Origin of the sequence: Arenimonas sp. (assembly GCF_022842045.1) — a bacterium.
In the GTDB taxonomy this organism is placed as follows: Bacteria; Pseudomonadota; Gammaproteobacteria; order Xanthomonadales; family Xanthomonadaceae; genus Arenimonas.
Genome location: NZ_JALHQI010000002.1, coordinates 53602 through 70022, shown reverse-complemented (window position 1 = coordinate 70022; position 16421 = coordinate 53602). Strand labels below are relative to the sequence as shown.

The window sequence follows — 16421 nt, the reverse complement described above, 5'->3', positions numbered from 1 at the left end:
CTTGTTATTGCCCGGGTCCGCAGGGGACACCCAACCTGGCAAGCGATTTCAAGGAATACAGGCGCCTGGCCCGTCAGGCGCCGCGGCGGGATGCCGCAACTCCCTCTTAGTCACTCATAAACTCAGGGTTAAAAACCATGACCAATCGCAACCGGGTTCGGCTGTCGAAGCTCTCCCTCGGCCTGGCCATCGCGCTCGCCGCGGCGCCGTCGTTCGCCCAGAACACCACGGCCAACATCGGCGGCCGCATCGTCAACGCCGAATCCCAGCCGGTGGCTGGCGCCCAGGTGACCATCCTGCACGTGCCCTCGGGCACCACCAGCACGGCCGTCACCAACAGCGAGGGCCGCTACGGCTCGCGCGGCCTGCGCGTCGGCGGTCCGTACACGATCACCATCGTCAAGGACGGCGTCACCGAAGTGCGCGAGGGCGTCTACCTGCAGCTCGCCGACACCACCTCGTTCGATGCCACCCTGGGCCAGGACCCGACCACCCTCGGCGTCGTCGAAGTCACCGGCACCGCCGTGACCTCCGAGATCTTCAGCTCGACCGCCATGGGCGCCGGCACCTCGGTCAGCAGCGACCAGCTCACCGGCCTGGCCTCGATCCAGCGCAACCTGCAGGACTACGCCCGCCTCGACCCGCGCCTGTCGCAGACCGACAAGGAGCGCGGTGAGATCTCGGCCGGCGGCCAGAACGTCCGCTTCAACTCGATCACCATCGACGGCGTCACCACCAACGACACCTTCGGCCTCGAGGCCAACAACCTGCCGACCCTGAAGCAGCCGATTTCGATCGACGCGATCGAGTCCGTGCAGGTCAACATCGCCAACTACGACGTGACCCAGAAGGGCTACACCGGCGCCAACATCAACGCCGTGACCAAGTCGGGCACCAACGAGTTCAAGGGCTCGGTGTACTACGTCTACCGCGACGACAGCCTGGCCGGCGACCGCTACAACCGCACCACCGACAGCTACTTCGACCCGCCGGCGTTCGATGAGGACACCAAGGGCTTCACCTTCGGTGGCCCGCTGATCAAGGACCGCCTGTTCTTCTTCGCCTCCTACGAGGAGCTGGAGAGCTCGCGCAACGCGCTCAACTTCGGCCCGCTCGGCAGCGGCCGCACCAACGTCGCCATCACCCCGAGCGCCATCACCGGCGCCCAGGGCATCGCCTCGGGCACCTGGGGCTTCGACGCGGGTGAAGTGGACGCCACCGAGTCGCTGCTGGCCGTCGAGGACAGCCTGATCAAGATCGACGCCAACCTCTCGGAGAACCACCGCGCCAGCCTGCGCTGGAGCAAGACCGAGCAGAGCGAGCCGCTGTTCCCGACCAACTTCGACAACGCCATCTCGCTGAGCTCGCACTGGTACGACCAGAACAAGGTCATCGAGACCTACGTCGGCGAAGTGTTCTCCGACTGGACCGAGAACTTCTCGACCGAGCTGAAGGTGTCCTACCGCGACTACGCCAGCGCCCCGGCCAACAACTCGTTCCTGCCGCAGATCCGCCTGAACTTCGCGCGTCCGCTGCCGGCCGGCTCGCCGTCGGTCGCCAACGTCAACTCGGGCCTGGTGTTCGGCACCGAGCGCAGCCGCCACTTCAACGATCTGGCCACCGAGACCTGGAACTACTACGCCGCGGCGAACTGGTTCCTGGGTGACCACGAGGTCAAGTTCGGCTTCGACTACGACGACAACGACGTCTACAACGCCTTCCTGCAGGACGTGAACGGCAACTACACCTTCGCCTGCATCAACGGCCCCGCCGGCTTCTACACCGACCCGCTGATCGCCGGCGCCGTCAACTGCAACACGATCACCCGCGCGCAGAACGAAGCCGCCGTGCTCGAGAACTTCCGCCGCGGCCGGCCGACCAGCTACTCGGTGCAGGTCGGCCTGCCGGGCTTCGACCTCAACGACGGCGTCGCCCAGTGGGACTACCAGAACCTCGGCCTGTTCCTGCAGGACACCTGGGCGGTCAACTACAACCTGACCCTGATGGCCGGCGTCCGCGTCGACCGCAAGTCCATGGGCACCAGCCCGATCCTCAACACCGCGGCCGCCGCGGCCGTGGTCAACGGCAGCATCGCCGGCAACACCACCCCGTGGGTTGGCACCACCACTCGCGCCAGCGGCGGCTTCGGCCTGCGCAACAGCCAGACCCTGGACGGCAACGAGCTGTTCCAGCCGCGCGTCGGCTTCAACTACACCTTCGACGCCGATCGCCCGACCCAGCTGCGCGGCGGTTACGGCCTGTTCGAGGGCGCGGCGGCCAACGTCTGGCTGTCCAACCCGTATTCGAACACCGGCCTGACCACGGCGGTCATCGGCTGCGGCATCTCCGGCTTCGCGGCCTGCCCCACCACCGACGGCCTGTTCAACCCGGACCCGAACGCGCAGCCGACCGGCTTCGCGGGCGCCACCCCGGCCCCGAACGTCGACTTCCTGTCGCCGGACCTGGAGCAGCCGTCGGTCTGGAAGATGAACCTGGCCTTCGACCACGAACTGCCGTGGGGCTGGGTGGTGTCGGCTGAGTACATCCGCACGGAAGTCGAGAGCGGCATCTACTACCGCCACCTGAACATCGGCAACCCGACCGCGGTCGGCACCGACGGCCGCAACCTGTTCTACACCCCGCAGGGCCTGCGCACCGCCTGCTGGAACAACAACGGCGGCTCGATCACCAGCGGCACCGGCATCGACGGCGCCACTTCCTGCGCCGGCTTCCGTTCGCGCGCCCTGAACAACCCGGGCTTCAACAACGTCCTGGTGGCGGAGAAGACCGGCAAGGGCGGCGGCGAGAACCTGTCGCTGACCGTCAGCGGCGCGTTCAACGACGAGATCAGCTGGAGCTTCGGCTACTCGTACACCGAGGCCACCGAAGTCAGCCCGCTGACCTCGTCGGTGTCGAACTCGAACTGGAACTCGGTCTCGGTCTTCCAGACCAACGAGGAAGTCGAGGCCAACTCGACCTACCTCGTGAAGGACCGCTTCCTGGGCCAGGTCAACTGGAGCCGCGCCTTCTTCGGCGACTACAAGACCCGCGTCGGCGTCTTCTACGAAGGCCGCAGCGGCCGCCCGTACAGCTGGAACTTCGACAACGACCTCAATGGCGACGGCAACATCAACGACCTGATGTACATCCCGACTGCGTTCGGTTCGGGTGACGTGGTGTTCCGCGACGTCAACGGCAGCGGCAGCAGCATCGACGAAGAGCGCCTGTTCTGGGACATCGTCAATGCCAATGGCCTGAACCGCTTCGCCGGTGGCGTGGTCGAGCGCAACTCCTCGTTCGCCGACTGGACCAACACCTTCGACGTCCGCATCAGCCAGGAGCTCCCGGGCTTCTTCAAGGGCAACAAGACGGTCATCGCGCTCGACATCCTCAACTTCGGCAACCTCCTGAACAAGGACTGGGGCCGCATCGAGGAAATCGGCTTCCAGTCGCAGGGTGGCCTGTCGCGCGCCTTCGTCGAGAGCCTGGGCCTGACCGAGGACGGCCGCTACGTCTATGGCGTGAACCAGGGCGCCCTCGACGACTTCACCGTCCGCCAGAACCGCGGCGAGTCGCAGTGGGCCGCGCAGTTCACCGTCCGCTACGAGTTCTGATAGCGGCGGCAAGGTAACCGGGAACGGCCGGCGGGAAACCGCCGGCCGTTTCCTTTTGTGCCGCCGGCCGGTGGTAGAGTCGGCGGTCCAAAGACGACGACAGACCAAAGCCAGCCCCATGACCGAGCAGCAAGACCTTCCCGCCACCGTCAACACCCGCATTTCCCCGCGCGGTGGCCTGGACATCCTTTCCCGCGACGAAGTCGCCCGCCTCGCCGACGCTTCTACCGGAGGACTACGCGAACTGCTGCGCCGCTGCGCGCTGGCGGTGCTGACCACCGACAGCGACTCCGACGACCCGCGCGCCGCCTCGCTGCGCTACCCCGACTTCGACATCGAGGTGCAGCAGCAGGACCGCGGCATCAAGATCGAGCTCAAGGCCGCGCCGGCCACCGCCTTCGTGGACGGCGAGATCATCCGCGGCATCGCCGAGAACCTGTTCGCCGTGGTGCGCGACATCGCCTACAACGCGATCGAGGTGAGCGGCAGCACCAAGTTCGACCTCGACACCGGCCCCGGCATGACCAGCGCCGTGTTCGAGATCCTGCGCAACGCCCGCGTGATGCGCTCGTACCAGAACCCGAGCCTGGTCGTGTGCTGGGGCGGCCACTCGATCGGCCGCGACGAATACCTGTACACCAAGAAGGTCGGCTACCAGCTCGGCCTGCGCGGCCTCGACATCTGCACCGGCTGCGGCCCGGGCGCGATGAAGGGCCCGATGAAGGGCGCCACCATCGCCCACGCTAAGCAGCGCCAGAGCCGTCCGCGTTACATCGGCATCACCGAGCCCGGCATCATCGCCGCCGAGTCGCCGAACCCGATCGTGAACCACCTGGTGATCATGCCGGACATCGAGAAGCGCCTCGAAGCCTTCGTGCGCCTCGGCCACGGCATCATCGTGTTCCCCGGCGGCGTCGGCACGGCGGAGGAAATCCTGTACCTGCTGGGCGTGCTGCTGCATCCGGCGAATGCGGACCTGCCGTTCCCGCTGATCTTCACCGGCCCGGCAGAGTCCGCCGCGTACTTCGAGCAGATCGACCAGTTCCTGCGCCTGACCCTGGGCGAGGCCGCCACCTCGCGCTACCGCATCATCGTCGACAACGCCGCCGAAGTGGCCAAGGTGATGCGCGAGGGCATCCGCAAGGTGCGCGAGCACCGCCTGAAGGAGCAGGACGCGTTCTTCTTCAACTGGTCGCTGCACCTGCCCGAGGAATTCCAGCGCCCGTTCCCGCCGACGCATGCCGCAATGGCCGGCCTCAAGCTGCACCGCGAACAGCCGCCGCACCTGCTGGCCGCCGACCTGCGCCGCGCCTTCTCGGGCATCGTCGCCGGCAACGTCAAGGAAGAGGGCATGCGCGAGATCGAGCGCCACGGCCCGTACATCATCGACGGCGACAAGGAGATCATGCGGGCGCTGGACGGCCTGCTGAAGGCCTTCGTTGCCCAGCGCCGCATGAAGATCAGCGGCAGCTACAAGCCCTGCTACCAGGTCCTGGGCGGCTGAGGCCCGGGGGAGGGCGGCGGCCCTGCCGAGGCCCCGGACCGCGTTCATCCGCCCCGGTGGGCCGGTCGTCGGCCCGTCCCGCCGGTGGCCGGTGGCCGCTGCTATGCTCCGGCCATCCTAGGTTGGGGACAAACCGTATGGCCGGCGCCACCGCAAAACCGCTCGCACGGGGCTTCACCCTCATCGAGCTGATGGTCGTGATCGCGATCGTCGCCATCGTCTCGCTGGTGGCGCTGCCCAACTTCCAGCAGCTTATCCGCTCGAACCGGGTGGCCACCCAGACCAACGAGATGGTGGCCAGCCTGTCCCTGGCCCGTACCGAGGCCATCCGCCGCAACGTCTCGCCCCTGGGAAACCGCGACGTGGTGCTGTGCCCCAGCACCGACGGCCTGACCTGCTCGGGCGGCTGGAACCAGGGCTGGATCGTGGCCCAGCGCGTCGATGACACCGTGGATATCGTCATCCGGCACGTGCAGGAGCCCGTTGGCGTCGACATCGCCGCCGCCGGCACCGAGATTGTCTTCGACAACCGCGGCCGCCGCGCCGTGGGTCCCGCCGCCATGACCGTGCGATCGACCGCCTGCACTACCGGCCAGCCCTACCTGCGCACCCTGAACATCAACGCCTCGGGCCAGGTCCGCGTGGCCGGCGGCACCTGCCCGTGACCTCCCCGATGGAGACCCCCATGATTCGCGCGACCCATCGCCCCGTGCCCCGTAATCGCCAGCGCGGCGTGTCCCTGCTCGAGGTGCTCATCGCCGTCGTCGTCCTGGCCTTCGGCCTGCTGGGCCTGGCCCTGCTGCAGACGATGAACCTGCGTTTCACCCAGAGTGCCAACCACCGCACCGTGGCCACCAACCTCAGCTACGAGGTGCTCGACCTGGTGCGCGCCAACCGCTTGCTGAAGCGAACCTACGCCGAGGCCGGCTACGTCAGCGGCGGCACCCCCAATGCCTGCGCCATCGCCGCCACCTTCGATCCGGGCCCGAACATCGCCCGCTGGCACTGCCAGGTCAGCCAGCAGCTGCCCGGTGGCGAATCCCAGATCAGCGTCAACGGAGACGTGGCCACCGTGCGCATCCGCTGGACGGATGCCCGCTGGGAAGCCAATGCCGCCGACCAACAGGCCGTATTCGAACTGGTGACCACGCTATGAGCCGCCACACTGCCGCCCACCGGGGATTCTCCCTGGTCGAGCTGATGATCGCGCTGGTCATCGGCACCATCCTGCTGGCAGGCCTGGTGCAGATTTTCGGCGCCTCCCGCAGCGCCTATGCCACCGCGGAAGGCCTGTCGCGCACGCAGGAGAACGGCCGCTTCGCCATGGACGTCCTGCAGCGCGACCTGCGCCTGGCCGGCCACTTCGGCTGCGTCAATGACCAGGCCCGCCTGCTGGAGAACGCGAACCAGTTCACCCTGAGCTATGCCAATGCCGGCACCGAGGCCGCCTATGACACCCAGGCCTGGCCACTGCGGTTCCACATCTCGCTGCAGGGCTACGAGGCCAACGGCACCGCGCCGGGCGGTGCGGTCGCGCTGCCGGCCATTCCCGCCGTCGCCGGCGCCGCCGCCGGCGGCAACTGGACCCCGGCGCTGCCGGCCGACCTGGCCGCCCGTGCGGTACCCGGCAGCGACGTGGTGGTGCTGCGCTACATCGTTCCCGAGAGCGTCACCATCGACGCGATCACCGTGGGCCTGGCCCCGACCATCACCTTCGACGCGGCGCGCTGGCCCATCCTGGCCAGTGGCGTCGCTGCGCCCGGCCTGTTCGCCGTCACCGATTGCTCCAACGTCACCATCTTCCCCGGCAACCGCGCACTGGTGCCCGGCAACCAGGTCGTGGCCACCAATGCCGGTGCCGCCATCGGCTTCCGCGAGATCTACGAGCCGGGCCGCGCCACCCTGCATCGCGCCGAGAGCGTGGCCTATTACATCGGCATCGGTGCCAGCGGCGAGCCCGCCCTGATGCGCTGCCGCGCCACCACCACTGCGGCCGGCTGCGTGCAGGAAGAGCTGGTGGAGGGCGTCGAGAACATGCAGCTGGTGTACGGCGTCAGCCGCGTCGCCAACGGCCGTCCCACCGGCTACATCCAGGACGTGCGCACCGCGGCCGTCATCGGCGACCCGGTGGCCAATGCCGCGGCCCGCGCGAACTGGCGCCTGGTCGGCGTTACCCAGGTCGGCTTCGTGGTGCGCAGCCCGAACCAGGCACAGGCCGAAGCCCGCGCCAATCCCTTCAGCTCGCTGGGCGTGGCCGTGACGCCGCCCAACGACCGCCGCGTGCGCGCGGCCTATGAAAACACCGTCGCCCTCCGCAACCGGCTGTTCGGGAACTAAGCCATGACCTCGCATCCGATCCGGCAACCCCGCCTGTCCGGCCATCCGCGCCACCAGCGCGGCGTGGTCCTGTACGTGGCCCTGATCCTCCTGCTGCTGCTCACCCTGCTGGGCGTGGCCGGCGTCCAGGTGGCCTCCATGCAGGAGCGCATGGCCTCGGCCTGGCGCGCCAGCAACATCGCCTTCCAGAACTCCGAGTCGGCCAACCGCGAGCGCGAGATGGCCATCGCCAATGCGCCGGCGGCCGCCAATCCGGACGACGAGCGTTGCGCCGGCTTCGACGCCGCCGAGTGGGCCGAGGATGAACTCGACAACGGCGAGATCGACGGCACGTTCGTCCAGCGCATCGACCAGTGCCTGCCCGGTGGCGGCCTGGCGCTTGGCGTCCGCCCCGAAAGCGAGAACACCAACCTGCAGTTCCAGGTCACCGCGTTCGCGACCGACGTCGCCAACGTGGGTGACGAGCGTACCGCCGAAGCGGTCATCGACACGATCTTCATCCCCTGAGGGGACCTGACATGACAATGAATCGCACTCCGCTGCTGCCCCTTTCCGTCGCCGTACTGACCCTGGTCGCCGGCCTCTCCACGCCCGGCGCCGTAGTCGCCGCACAGGGGCAGGGCACCCTGGCCCAGGCGCCGCTGCAGCTTGGCCAGCAGGTGCCGCCCGCCTTCATCATGGCCGTGGACGACTCCGGCTCGATGACTTTCGAGACGCTGTTCCCGGGTCGCGATGGCTACGGCTGCACCGGCACCGGCACCACGAACCCGTTCTTCGATGCGAGCAACGAGCTTCGCACCAACGCCGGCGCCAACGGCGTCTGCAACTTCCACCACGTCATGCCGTATCCGGGGCACCGGATCGGCACCAATCGCTACTCGATCCCGCCGCTGCCCATGTACGGTTTCGCGCGATCCCCCGAGTTCAACGCGTCCTACTTCAATCCGGCCACGGAGTATCCGCCGTGGATCGACCGCAACGGTGCGGAGTTCCCCCAGGCCAGCATCACCGCCACGCGTGCCGACCCCCGGAACGCGGGCTCGCCCGCCTTCAACATGACGGCCAACCATCGCGACCGCGTTGACGACGGCGATGCGGTGACGGACTACAGCGGCGCCCTGGCGGCGGGCGACTACCTCCAGGCGGGCTGGCAGATCCGCAACGTGGAGAACACCAACCAGACATGCGCCACCACGGCGGGCAACTTGACGTTCCCCTCCAGCGGCAACGCATTCGCCACCCTGACCGCCGACCGGCAAATCTCCGGTGCCTGCGCCACCGTGGTCGTGCGTCGTGCGCGGCGCGATACCCCGGAGAACGACGAACGCTTCCGCCTGCCGATCGGCACGTTGGTGCCGGCGGGCACCTGGTACTACATCGGGGCGAGCTGCGGCGGCCTCGGCACCACGGCGTTCCGGCTCAACAACTGGACCTACCAGACCACTGACCTCACCACGACCGCCAACTGCGACAACGTCGGCATCGAGTACTTCCCGGCGTCCTTCTACCTGGGCATCAACACCCCGGCGCCGGCGGGTTTCAACGTGGCCAACCGCATCCTGTCGCCCAACGCCGGCGGCAACGGCGTGGACATGTACAAGTACGAGATCAAGCCGGGCAACTATGCCAACTCGGCGGATTACGACGCCGCCATCCAGAGCTTCGCCAACTGGTTCACCTACTACGGCAACCGCAACCGCGCGATGATCGCCGGCATGACGCGGTCGCTGGTGGACGTGACCAACATGTACGTCGGCTTCTTCACCATCAACAATCGCGTCGCGGTCAACATGCGCAACATGGCGGCGGCCGCCGAGAAGAGCCAGCTCTACGACAACCTGCTGGCGCTGCCGGCCGCGGGTGGCACGCCGAACCGCTTCGCCGTGGACCACATCGGCACCCAGTTCCAGCGCACCGGTGCAGGCGCGCCGGTCCGGCTGGCCTGCCAGCGCAACGCCGGCATGCTCTTCACCGACGGCTACAGCAACGGTGGTGGTCCCAACGCGGATCCACAGAACGCCGACGGCGGTTTCCCGTCGCCGCTGGCCGATGCCCACAGCAACACGCTCGCCGACCTGGCCGCGGAGTTCTACACCAAGAACCTGCGCCCGGACCTTCCGGCGGGCCGCGTGCCGGTGCCTGCGACCTGCCCGAGCACCGATCCGCGCGTGGACTGCAATCCCAACCTGCACATGAACTTCTATGGGGTCACGCTCGGCGCACGGGGTGACATCTACGGCGTTGATACGGCCGCGACCGCCGACCCGTATGCCAACCCGCCGGCCTGGGGCCCCCGTCAGGACGACGCGCCCAGCACCGTCGACGAGATCTGGCACGCCGCCCTCAACGGTCGCGGCAAGTTCATCAACGCGCAGTCGCCGGCCGCCATCACCACCGCCATGCGCGAGATCCTGGCCGCGGTCGGCCAGGGCGCGGGTCCCTCGGGCAGCATTGCGCTGACCGGCGCCCGCGTGGGTGACACATCGTTCACGGTCGTGCCGGGTTACGCGGCCGAGAACCGCGGCACCGACTGGTACGGCCAGCTGCGCGCCGAGCGGGTCACCGTGAGCACCGCCGGCGTGCTGTCCTTCAACAACCTGTGGGAGGCCAGTACCCAGATCCCGGCCCCTGCCGCACGCCGCATCCTGTACGCGCAGCCGAACAGCCTGGTGAACCCGGCGGTGAACCTGTTCACGCCCGCCAACGTCACCAATGCCGCCTCGCTGTGCAACAGCGAACTCTCGCGCTGCACCGCCACCGAGATCACCGGTGCGCTGGGCCTGAACGTGACCACGACCCAGGCCGTGAACTACCTGCGCGGCGAACGCACGCTCGAGGGAACCCGCCTGCGCACCCGTACCAGCGTGCTGGGCGACATCATCAACTCCAACCCGGAGATCTCTTCGCCGAAGGACAACTACGGCTACCGCACGCTGCGCGGCGCCACCCTGGCCGAGAGCGATCCCTGGGGCTACCAGGCCTACCTGACCGCCAAGTCCACCCGCCGGCCGGTGGTGTACGCGGGCGCCAACGACGGCATGCTGCACGCCTTCGACGGCGAGAACGGCACCGAGCTGTTCGGTTACATCCCGAGCACGGCCCTGGGCCACATGGGCAACCTGCTGTTCCCGTACAACCCGCTGCTGGGCAACGACCAGAAGTTCCAGCACCGCTACTTCGTGGACGGCCCGATCACCGTGTCCGATGCCCGCATCAACGGCACTTGGCGTACGGTGCTGGTCGGTTCGAGCGGCGCCGGCGGCAAGAGCGTGTTCGCGCTCAACGTCTCCAACCCGGGTGCCTTCACCTCCGGCGACGTGCTCTGGGAGGTCAGCCGCCACAACGCCGGCACCACCGGCTCGCGCATGGGCAACGTGCTGGGCAAGCCCATCGTCGTGCCGACCCGCGAGGGAACCTCTGCGCCGGTGTGGAAGGCCGTGTTCGGCAATGGCTTCGGCAGCGCCGATGGCCGTGCCGCGCTCTACGTGGTCAACATGAACACCCGGGCCGTCACCACCATCGAAGCTACCCACGCCTCGCTGCCGGCGCTGCCCAACGGCCTCTCCAGCGTGGCCCTTATCGATCGCTGGATCAGCAACACCAACGAAGTCGGCCGTGACGGCTACGCCGACACCGCCTACGCCGCCGACCAGCTGGGCAACATCTGGAAGTTCGACCTGCGCAACAACACCGTGGCCAACGGTGGCCAGCCCATCTTCTCGGCCATCGTCGGCGGCGTACGCCAGCCGATCACCGGCGGTCTCGAGGTCGCGGCCGGTCCCGGCGGCGGCGTGATGATCTACTTCGGCACCGGCAGCTATGCCTTCGAGGACGACACCTCGGATGGCAGCCTGCAGACGCTGTACGCCGTGCTGGATCGCTCGCCGGCCACCCCGGCCACGGTCACGCGCAGCAATCTTGGTGCCCAGACCCTGGCGGCCGGCGCCGGCGGCACCCGCGTGCTGTCGAATTCGCAGATCAACTACGTGACGCAGAGCGGCTGGTACATGGACCTGGCCACGGGCACCGGCCCCACCCAGGTGCTGCGTGGCGAGCGCTTCGTCGGCAACCCGCGCCTGCAGAGCGGCCTGGTGCTGTTCCCGACCTTCGAGCCGGGCGGCGCCGCTACCGACCCCTGCGCGACTGGCGGCACCAACTGGCTGTACGCTTTCAACGCGGTCAGCGGTGCGGCCGGCCTGAGCGGCCTGCGCATCGACTCGCCCACGGGCACGGCCGCTCCGGCGGGTACCGTTGGCCAGGCGCTCGATACCGGTGGCGACATTCCCGTGCGCAACGTGGCGGTGCTGCTGGCCCCGCCGCCGGCGCCGCCGGGTGCGGCGGCCACCGTTGCCGAGATTGGCGAAGCCCTGGGCCGCACCTGCGACCTGGTGGTCAGCGTGCCCGGTGCGCCCACCTACTACCTGCCGCGCGCCTGCGGCCGGCAGTCCTGGCGCCAGATCCGCTGACTTGCCTGACTTGAGAGGAGCGACGAATGAACAAGCTTAGGCCCCAAGGCGGATTCACCCTCATCGAGTTGATGATCGTGATCATCGTGATCGGCGTGCTGGCCGCCATCGCCTATCCCAGTTACGTCGAGAGCGTGCGCAAGGCGCGGCGGGCGCAGGCTACCGCCGATCTGGCGGAGCTGGCGCAAAACCTCGAGCGCTGGCACACCATCAACGCCAACTACACCACCTACGTGATCCCCGCCAGGCTGACCCGCTCGCCCCAACAAGGCGCGGCCTTCTACAACATCGCGGCGGTGCGGGCGCAGAACACCTTCACGTTGACCGCCACCCCGGTGAACAACCAGACGGGTGACCGTTGCGGCAACTTCACGCTCAACCAGGCCGGCACCAAGGGCGTGAGCGCGGCTTCGGTGGGCGAATGCTGGTAACCGGGCCACGCCCGGCGCAAAAGAAAAGGCCTGCCGACTGGCAGGCCTTTTCGCATGTGGCGCCCGAAGTTGGACTCGAACCAACGACCCCCTGATTAACAGTCAAGTGCTCTAACCGGCTGAGCTATTCGGGCGGGATGCGCATTTTACCCGGCCAGCGCCCGGGGTCAAGGAAAACGCCGCGACGCGCTCTCAGGTGGGCGGGCCCGGGCAGCGCGTGCCTGGCGCAGGCGTGCCCACCCGGCCGCGGCCGGTGTTGCTGACGATGATCTCGCGCAGCAGCCGGCCATCGCGGCTGCACAGGCTCAGGGTCTGGTTGGTGCCCGCGGCGCGCCCGTCCCGCCGGAACGCAACTGCCGTGCGGCCCCGCGAGGCCACCAGTCGCAGGCCGCGCAATTCGGCCGCCCCCAGGCTGCGGACCACCTGCGGCGATGCGCGGGCGCCGCGGGGCTCGACCTGCACCAGCATCCCATCCGACCACAGATCCATTGCCCCGCAGTGGCGGCCGTCCCGGCTGGGGCACACGGACACCGTCTGCCCTCGGGTGATCGCCTGCAGCCGGCCGGCATGAAGCAGCCCCAGCACCTGGTTGGCCATGGCGCTGGCGCGCTGCTGTTCGGCCAGCGCGGCCAGCGGCGGAGCCGCCGCCGCCATCAGCACGGCCGACACGACCAGCGCCGTCATCAGTTCAAGCAGGCTGAAGCCCCTTGGGTCGGTGGGCATGGCGTCCTCGACAGGGTGCGGAGGCCGCCAGTCTTGGCCGGGCGGCGCTGGCGCGGCATCGGCAGGTGCCGCGCGCACGGGCACGGGTTTTCCGCGGCAGGGCCACGCACGTGGCCGACCCGGCGTCAGTCGATTCGCCGGGCCGACCGGGCATAATCGGGCCATGCGTCCCTCCGCCGAGCCCTGGCTTCCCGACCTTTGCCGGTTACCGCGGCTGCTGACGGTGCTGTTCGCCACCGAACTGATCGTCGTGGCCGTGGCGCTGGCCTCGACCGCCCCCGCCGGATTCGATGCCGACCGTTTCCTGGCGGCCAGCGCCTTCGCGCTCTGGACCACCCTGGTCAGCTGCGTGCTGCTGTGCCAACTGCGCCGCCCGCTGTCGAACTGGCCGCGGGCGCTGGGTGTGCCTGCCGCCGTGGCGTTGCCAATGGCCGTCACCGCGGGCTTCGCGTGGGCCGTGCGCGAGCTCGCGTCGGGCAGCCTGCTGCCGGCGTTCTCGGCGGGGCAGGGCCCGGCAGGCATCCCCAGCATCACGCTGCTGGCGGGCATCCTCGGCGCCTGCGTCCTTCGCTATTTCTACGTGCTCGAGCAATGGAGCGCGCAGGTGGAGGCCAGTGCCCGCGCCTCGCTCGATGCCCTGCAGGCCCGCATCCGCCCGCATTTCCTGTTCAACTCGCTCAACTCCATCGCCAGCCTGGTGCGCATCGACCCGGTGCGCGCAGAGCGCGCGGTGGAGAACCTGTCCGACCTGTTCCGCGCGGCGCTGGCCGCCGGCGACCGCGACACCACGCTGGGCGAGGAACTGGAGCTGTCGCGCCGCTACCTGGCCATCGAAGCCCTGCGCCTGGGCGAGCGGATGCAGGTGGACTGGCAACTCGACCCGGCCCTGCCTTTGGACTACCGCATGCCTTCGCTGCTGGTCCAGCCGCTGCTGGAAAATGCCGTGAACCACGGCATCGCCCGCCTGCCGGCGGGCGGCCGCATCACCGTGGACGCGCGCGTCGAGCGTGATTCGATCGAGATCAGCATCGGCAACCCGACCCTGCCGCGGCGCGATGCGCCGAGCAACGGGCACGCGCTGCGCTCGATTTCACAGCGCCTGGCGTATTACTTCGGGCCGGGCGCGCGGCTTGAAAGCCTGGCCACGGGCACCCACTACACCTGTGTCCTGGGCCTTCCGCTGTCCGGCGGCCGTTGAACCCGTCGCCTCGACGACAATCCCCCCGATCCCCGCAGGCCCCCCTGAGCATGTCCGACGATCGTTTCCAGTTGACTGCGCCCTACCAGCCCGCCGGCGAGCAGCCGCAGGCCATCGCGCGCCTGGTCGAGGGCTTCGAGGCCGGCCTGGCGCAGCAGACCCTGCTCGGCGTCACCGGCTCGGGCAAGACCTACACCATCGCCAACGTCATCCAGGCCGTGCAGAAGCCCACGCTGGTGCTGGCGCCCAACAAGACCCTCGCCGCCCAGCTCTACGGCGAGTTCAAGTCCTTCTTCCCGCACAACGCGGTCGAGTACTTCGTCAGCTACTACGACTACTACCAGCCCGAGGCCTACATCCCCAGCACCGACACCTTCATCGAGAAGGACAGCAACATCAACGAGCACATCGAACAGATGCGCCTGTCCGCGACCAAGGCCTTGCTCGAGCGGCGCGACGCGGTGGTGGTGGCCAGCGTCTCGGCCATCTACGGCCTGGGCGACCCGAACGAGTACTTCCGGATGGTGTTGCACCTGGTCAAGGGCGACCGCATCGACCAGCGCGAGCTGATCCGGCGCCTCACCGAGATGCAGTACAGCCGCAACGAGACCGAGCTGGTGCGCGGCGCCTTCCGCGTGCGCGGCGAAACCATCGACGTGCACCCGGCCGAATCCGAGATCGAGGCGCTGCGCATCCAGCTCTTCGACGGCGAGATCGAAGGCGTGTCGCTGTTCGACCCGCTGACCGGCCACGTCACCCGCAAGCTCCAGCGCTACACGCTTTACCCGAAGTCGCACTACGTCACCACGCGCCGCACGGTGCTGGACGCGATCGAGACCATCAAGGTCGAGTTCAGCGCCCGCATGGAGGAGCTGTACAAGGCCAACAAGCTGCTCGAGGCCCAGCGCCTGCAGCAGCGGACCATGTACGACATCGAGATGATGGCCGAGGTCGGCTTCTGCTCGGGCATCGAGAACTACAGCCGCCACCTCACCGGCCAGATGCCGGGCGAGCCGCCCCCCTGCCTGTTCGACTACCTGCCGCCGGACGCGCTGCTGGTGGTCGACGAATCGCACGTGACCATCCCGCAGCTGGGCGCCATGTACAAGGGCGACCGCTCGCGCAAGGAAACCCTGGTGGAGTTCGGGTTCCGGCTGCCGTCGGCGCTGGACAACCGGCCGCTGAAATTCGAGGAGTGGGAGCGCCGCGCGCCGCGCAGCATCTACGTCTCCGCCACGCCCGGCAAATACGAGCTGGAAAAATCCGGCGACCAGATCGTCGAATTGCTGGTGCGCCCGACCGGCCTGGTCGACCCCGAGGTCGAGATCAGGCCGGTGGCCACCCAGGTGGACGACGTGCTGTCCGAGATCCACGCGCGGGTGAAGCAGGGCGACCGCGTGCTGATCACCACGCTCACCAAGAAGATGGCCGAGAACCTCACCGACTACCTGGCCGAGCACGACGTCAAGGTACGCTACCTGCACAGCGACGTGGACACGGTGGAGCGCGTCGAGATCATCCGCGACCTGCGCCTGGGCGTGTTCGACGTGCTGGTCGGCATCAATCTGCTGCGCGAGGGCCTGGACATGCCCGAGGTCTCGCTGGTGGCGATCCTGGACGCCGACAAGGAGGGCTTCCTGCGCTCCACCGGCTCGCTGATCCAGACCATCGGCCGTGCCGCCCGCAACGTGCGCGGCAAGGCCATCCTCTACGCCGACCGCATCACCAATTCCATGAAGGCCGCGATCGACGAGACCGACCGCCGGCGCCAGCGCCAGGAGGAGTACAACCTCGAGCACGGCATCACCCCGACCAGCATCCAGCGCGCCGTCATGGACGTGATGGAGGGCGCCCGCAGCGAACCCGAGGAGGCCAAGGGCCGGGGCAAGGGCCGCAAGGTGGCCGAGGCCGGCACCGACTACGCCCTGCTGGATCCGGCGCAGCTGGCGGCCCGCCTCAAGCAGCTCGAGGCCCGGATGCACAAGCACGCCCAGGACCTGGAGTTCGAGGAAGCGGCCCGGGTCCGCGACGAGATCCACCGCTTGCGTACCCAGGGCCTGATGGCCTGAGCGGGGCGCTTGCATTACTTCCGGCAGGGGTCTAAAACAGGACCCAGGCGGGTGGGGACCCGCCGTTCCAGCGCCATCG

The 16421-nt window shown here is 68.5% G+C and carries 11 protein-coding genes and 1 tRNA gene; 10 read left to right on the top strand and 2 right to left on the bottom strand.

The features are described from left to right. The first annotated feature begins 137 nt into the window (after positions 1–137). The 8 genes from Q0C12_RS01150 to Q0C12_RS01115 all read left to right on the top strand — a co-directional run bounded on the left by Q0C12_RS01150 (position 138) and on the right by Q0C12_RS01115 (position 12352). Positions 138–3614, top strand: a complete 3477-nt coding sequence (locus tag Q0C12_RS01150) for a TonB-dependent receptor (RefSeq protein ID WP_290885009.1) — start codon at positions 138–140, stop codon at positions 3612–3614. A 118-nt stretch (positions 3615–3732) separates the two neighbouring features. Next, positions 3733–5118, top strand: coding sequence for a nucleotide 5'-monophosphate nucleosidase PpnN (gene ppnN, locus Q0C12_RS01145; protein WP_290885006.1), 1386 nt, complete (start codon positions 3733–3735; stop codon positions 5116–5118). Positions 5119–5255: 137 nt separating this feature from the next. Next, positions 5256–5783, top strand: a complete 528-nt coding sequence (locus Q0C12_RS01140; protein WP_290885003.1) for a GspH/FimT family pseudopilin — start codon at positions 5256–5258, stop codon at positions 5781–5783. Between the two features lie 20 nt (positions 5784–5803). Beyond that, entirely contained in the window at positions 5804–6274 is a 471-nt protein-coding gene (gene pilV / locus Q0C12_RS01135) for a type IV pilus modification protein PilV (RefSeq protein WP_290885000.1), read from the top strand. After that, positions 6271–7455, top strand: a complete 1185-nt coding sequence (locus Q0C12_RS01130; protein ID WP_290884997.1) for a PilW family protein — start codon at positions 6271–6273, stop codon at positions 7453–7455. The genes pilV and Q0C12_RS01130 overlap by 4 nt, the downstream gene beginning before the upstream one ends. A 3-nt stretch (positions 7456–7458) precedes the next feature. Beyond that, on the top strand, positions 7459–7962 hold the full coding sequence (locus Q0C12_RS01125) for a PilX N-terminal domain-containing pilus assembly protein (protein ID WP_290884995.1): 504 nt from the start codon (positions 7459–7461) through the stop codon (positions 7960–7962). 11 nt (positions 7963–7973) lie between these two features. Continuing rightward, the gene (locus tag Q0C12_RS01120) at positions 7974–11921 is read left to right on the top strand and encodes a PilC/PilY family type IV pilus protein (RefSeq protein ID WP_290884992.1); all 3948 of its coding nucleotides are present in this window, start codon (positions 7974–7976) and stop codon (positions 11919–11921) included. Between the two features lie 26 nt (positions 11922–11947). Next, entirely contained in the window at positions 11948–12352 is a 405-nt protein-coding gene (locus Q0C12_RS01115) for a type IV pilin protein (RefSeq protein WP_290884989.1), read from the top strand. 57 nt (positions 12353–12409) lie between these two features. On the opposite strand, the gene Q0C12_RS01110 is transcribed toward Q0C12_RS01115, so the two are convergent. Together Q0C12_RS01110 and Q0C12_RS01105 are read right to left on the bottom strand one after the other, a co-directional pair. Further along, positions 12410–12486: transfer RNA gene (locus Q0C12_RS01110), tRNA-Asn, on the bottom strand. A 58-nt stretch (positions 12487–12544) separates the two neighbouring features. Further along, a complete protein-coding gene (locus Q0C12_RS01105; RefSeq protein WP_290884986.1) occupies positions 12545–13075 on the bottom strand; it encodes a GspH/FimT family pseudopilin in 531 nt (176 codons plus the stop codon). 163 nt (positions 13076–13238) lie between these two features. Between Q0C12_RS01105 and Q0C12_RS01100 the strand changes: the two genes are divergently transcribed. Beyond that, complete coding sequence (locus tag Q0C12_RS01100) at positions 13239–14273, top strand: histidine kinase (RefSeq protein WP_290884983.1); 1035 nt, start codon at positions 13239–13241, stop codon at positions 14271–14273. A 50-nt stretch (positions 14274–14323) separates the two neighbouring features. After that, complete coding sequence (gene uvrB, locus Q0C12_RS01095; RefSeq protein WP_290884980.1) at positions 14324–16342, top strand: excinuclease ABC subunit UvrB; 2019 nt, start codon at positions 14324–14326, stop codon at positions 16340–16342. Positions 16343–16421 lie beyond the last annotated feature (79 nt).

Excerpts from the sequence above, each read along its gene's own strand:
- Q0C12_RS01150 (WP_290885009.1), top strand. The coding sequence starts at position 138 with ATGACCAATCGCAACCGGGTTCGGCTGTCGAAGCTCTCCCTCGGCCTG.
- ppnN (WP_290885006.1), top strand. The coding sequence starts at position 3,733 with ATGACCGAGCAGCAAGACCTTCCCGCCACCGTCAACACCCGCATTTCC.
- Q0C12_RS01140 (WP_290885003.1), top strand. The coding sequence starts at position 5,256 with ATGGCCGGCGCCACCGCAAAACCGCTCGCACGGGGCTTCACCCTCATC.
- pilV (WP_290885000.1), top strand. The coding sequence starts at position 5,804 with ATGATTCGCGCGACCCATCGCCCCGTGCCCCGTAATCGCCAGCGCGGC.
- Q0C12_RS01130 (WP_290884997.1), top strand. The coding sequence starts at position 6,271 with ATGAGCCGCCACACTGCCGCCCACCGGGGATTCTCCCTGGTCGAGCTG.
- Q0C12_RS01125 (WP_290884995.1), top strand. The coding sequence starts at position 7,459 with ATGACCTCGCATCCGATCCGGCAACCCCGCCTGTCCGGCCATCCGCGC.
- Q0C12_RS01120 (WP_290884992.1), top strand. The coding sequence starts at position 7,974 with ATGACAATGAATCGCACTCCGCTGCTGCCCCTTTCCGTCGCCGTACTG.
- Q0C12_RS01115 (WP_290884989.1), top strand. The coding sequence starts at position 11,948 with ATGAACAAGCTTAGGCCCCAAGGCGGATTCACCCTCATCGAGTTGATG.
- Q0C12_RS01105 (WP_290884986.1), bottom strand. The coding sequence starts at position 13,075 with ATGCCCACCGACCCAAGGGGCTTCAGCCTGCTTGAACTGATGACGGCG.
- Q0C12_RS01100 (WP_290884983.1), top strand. The coding sequence starts at position 13,239 with ATGCGTCCCTCCGCCGAGCCCTGGCTTCCCGACCTTTGCCGGTTACCG.
- uvrB (WP_290884980.1), top strand. The coding sequence starts at position 14,324 with ATGTCCGACGATCGTTTCCAGTTGACTGCGCCCTACCAGCCCGCCGGC.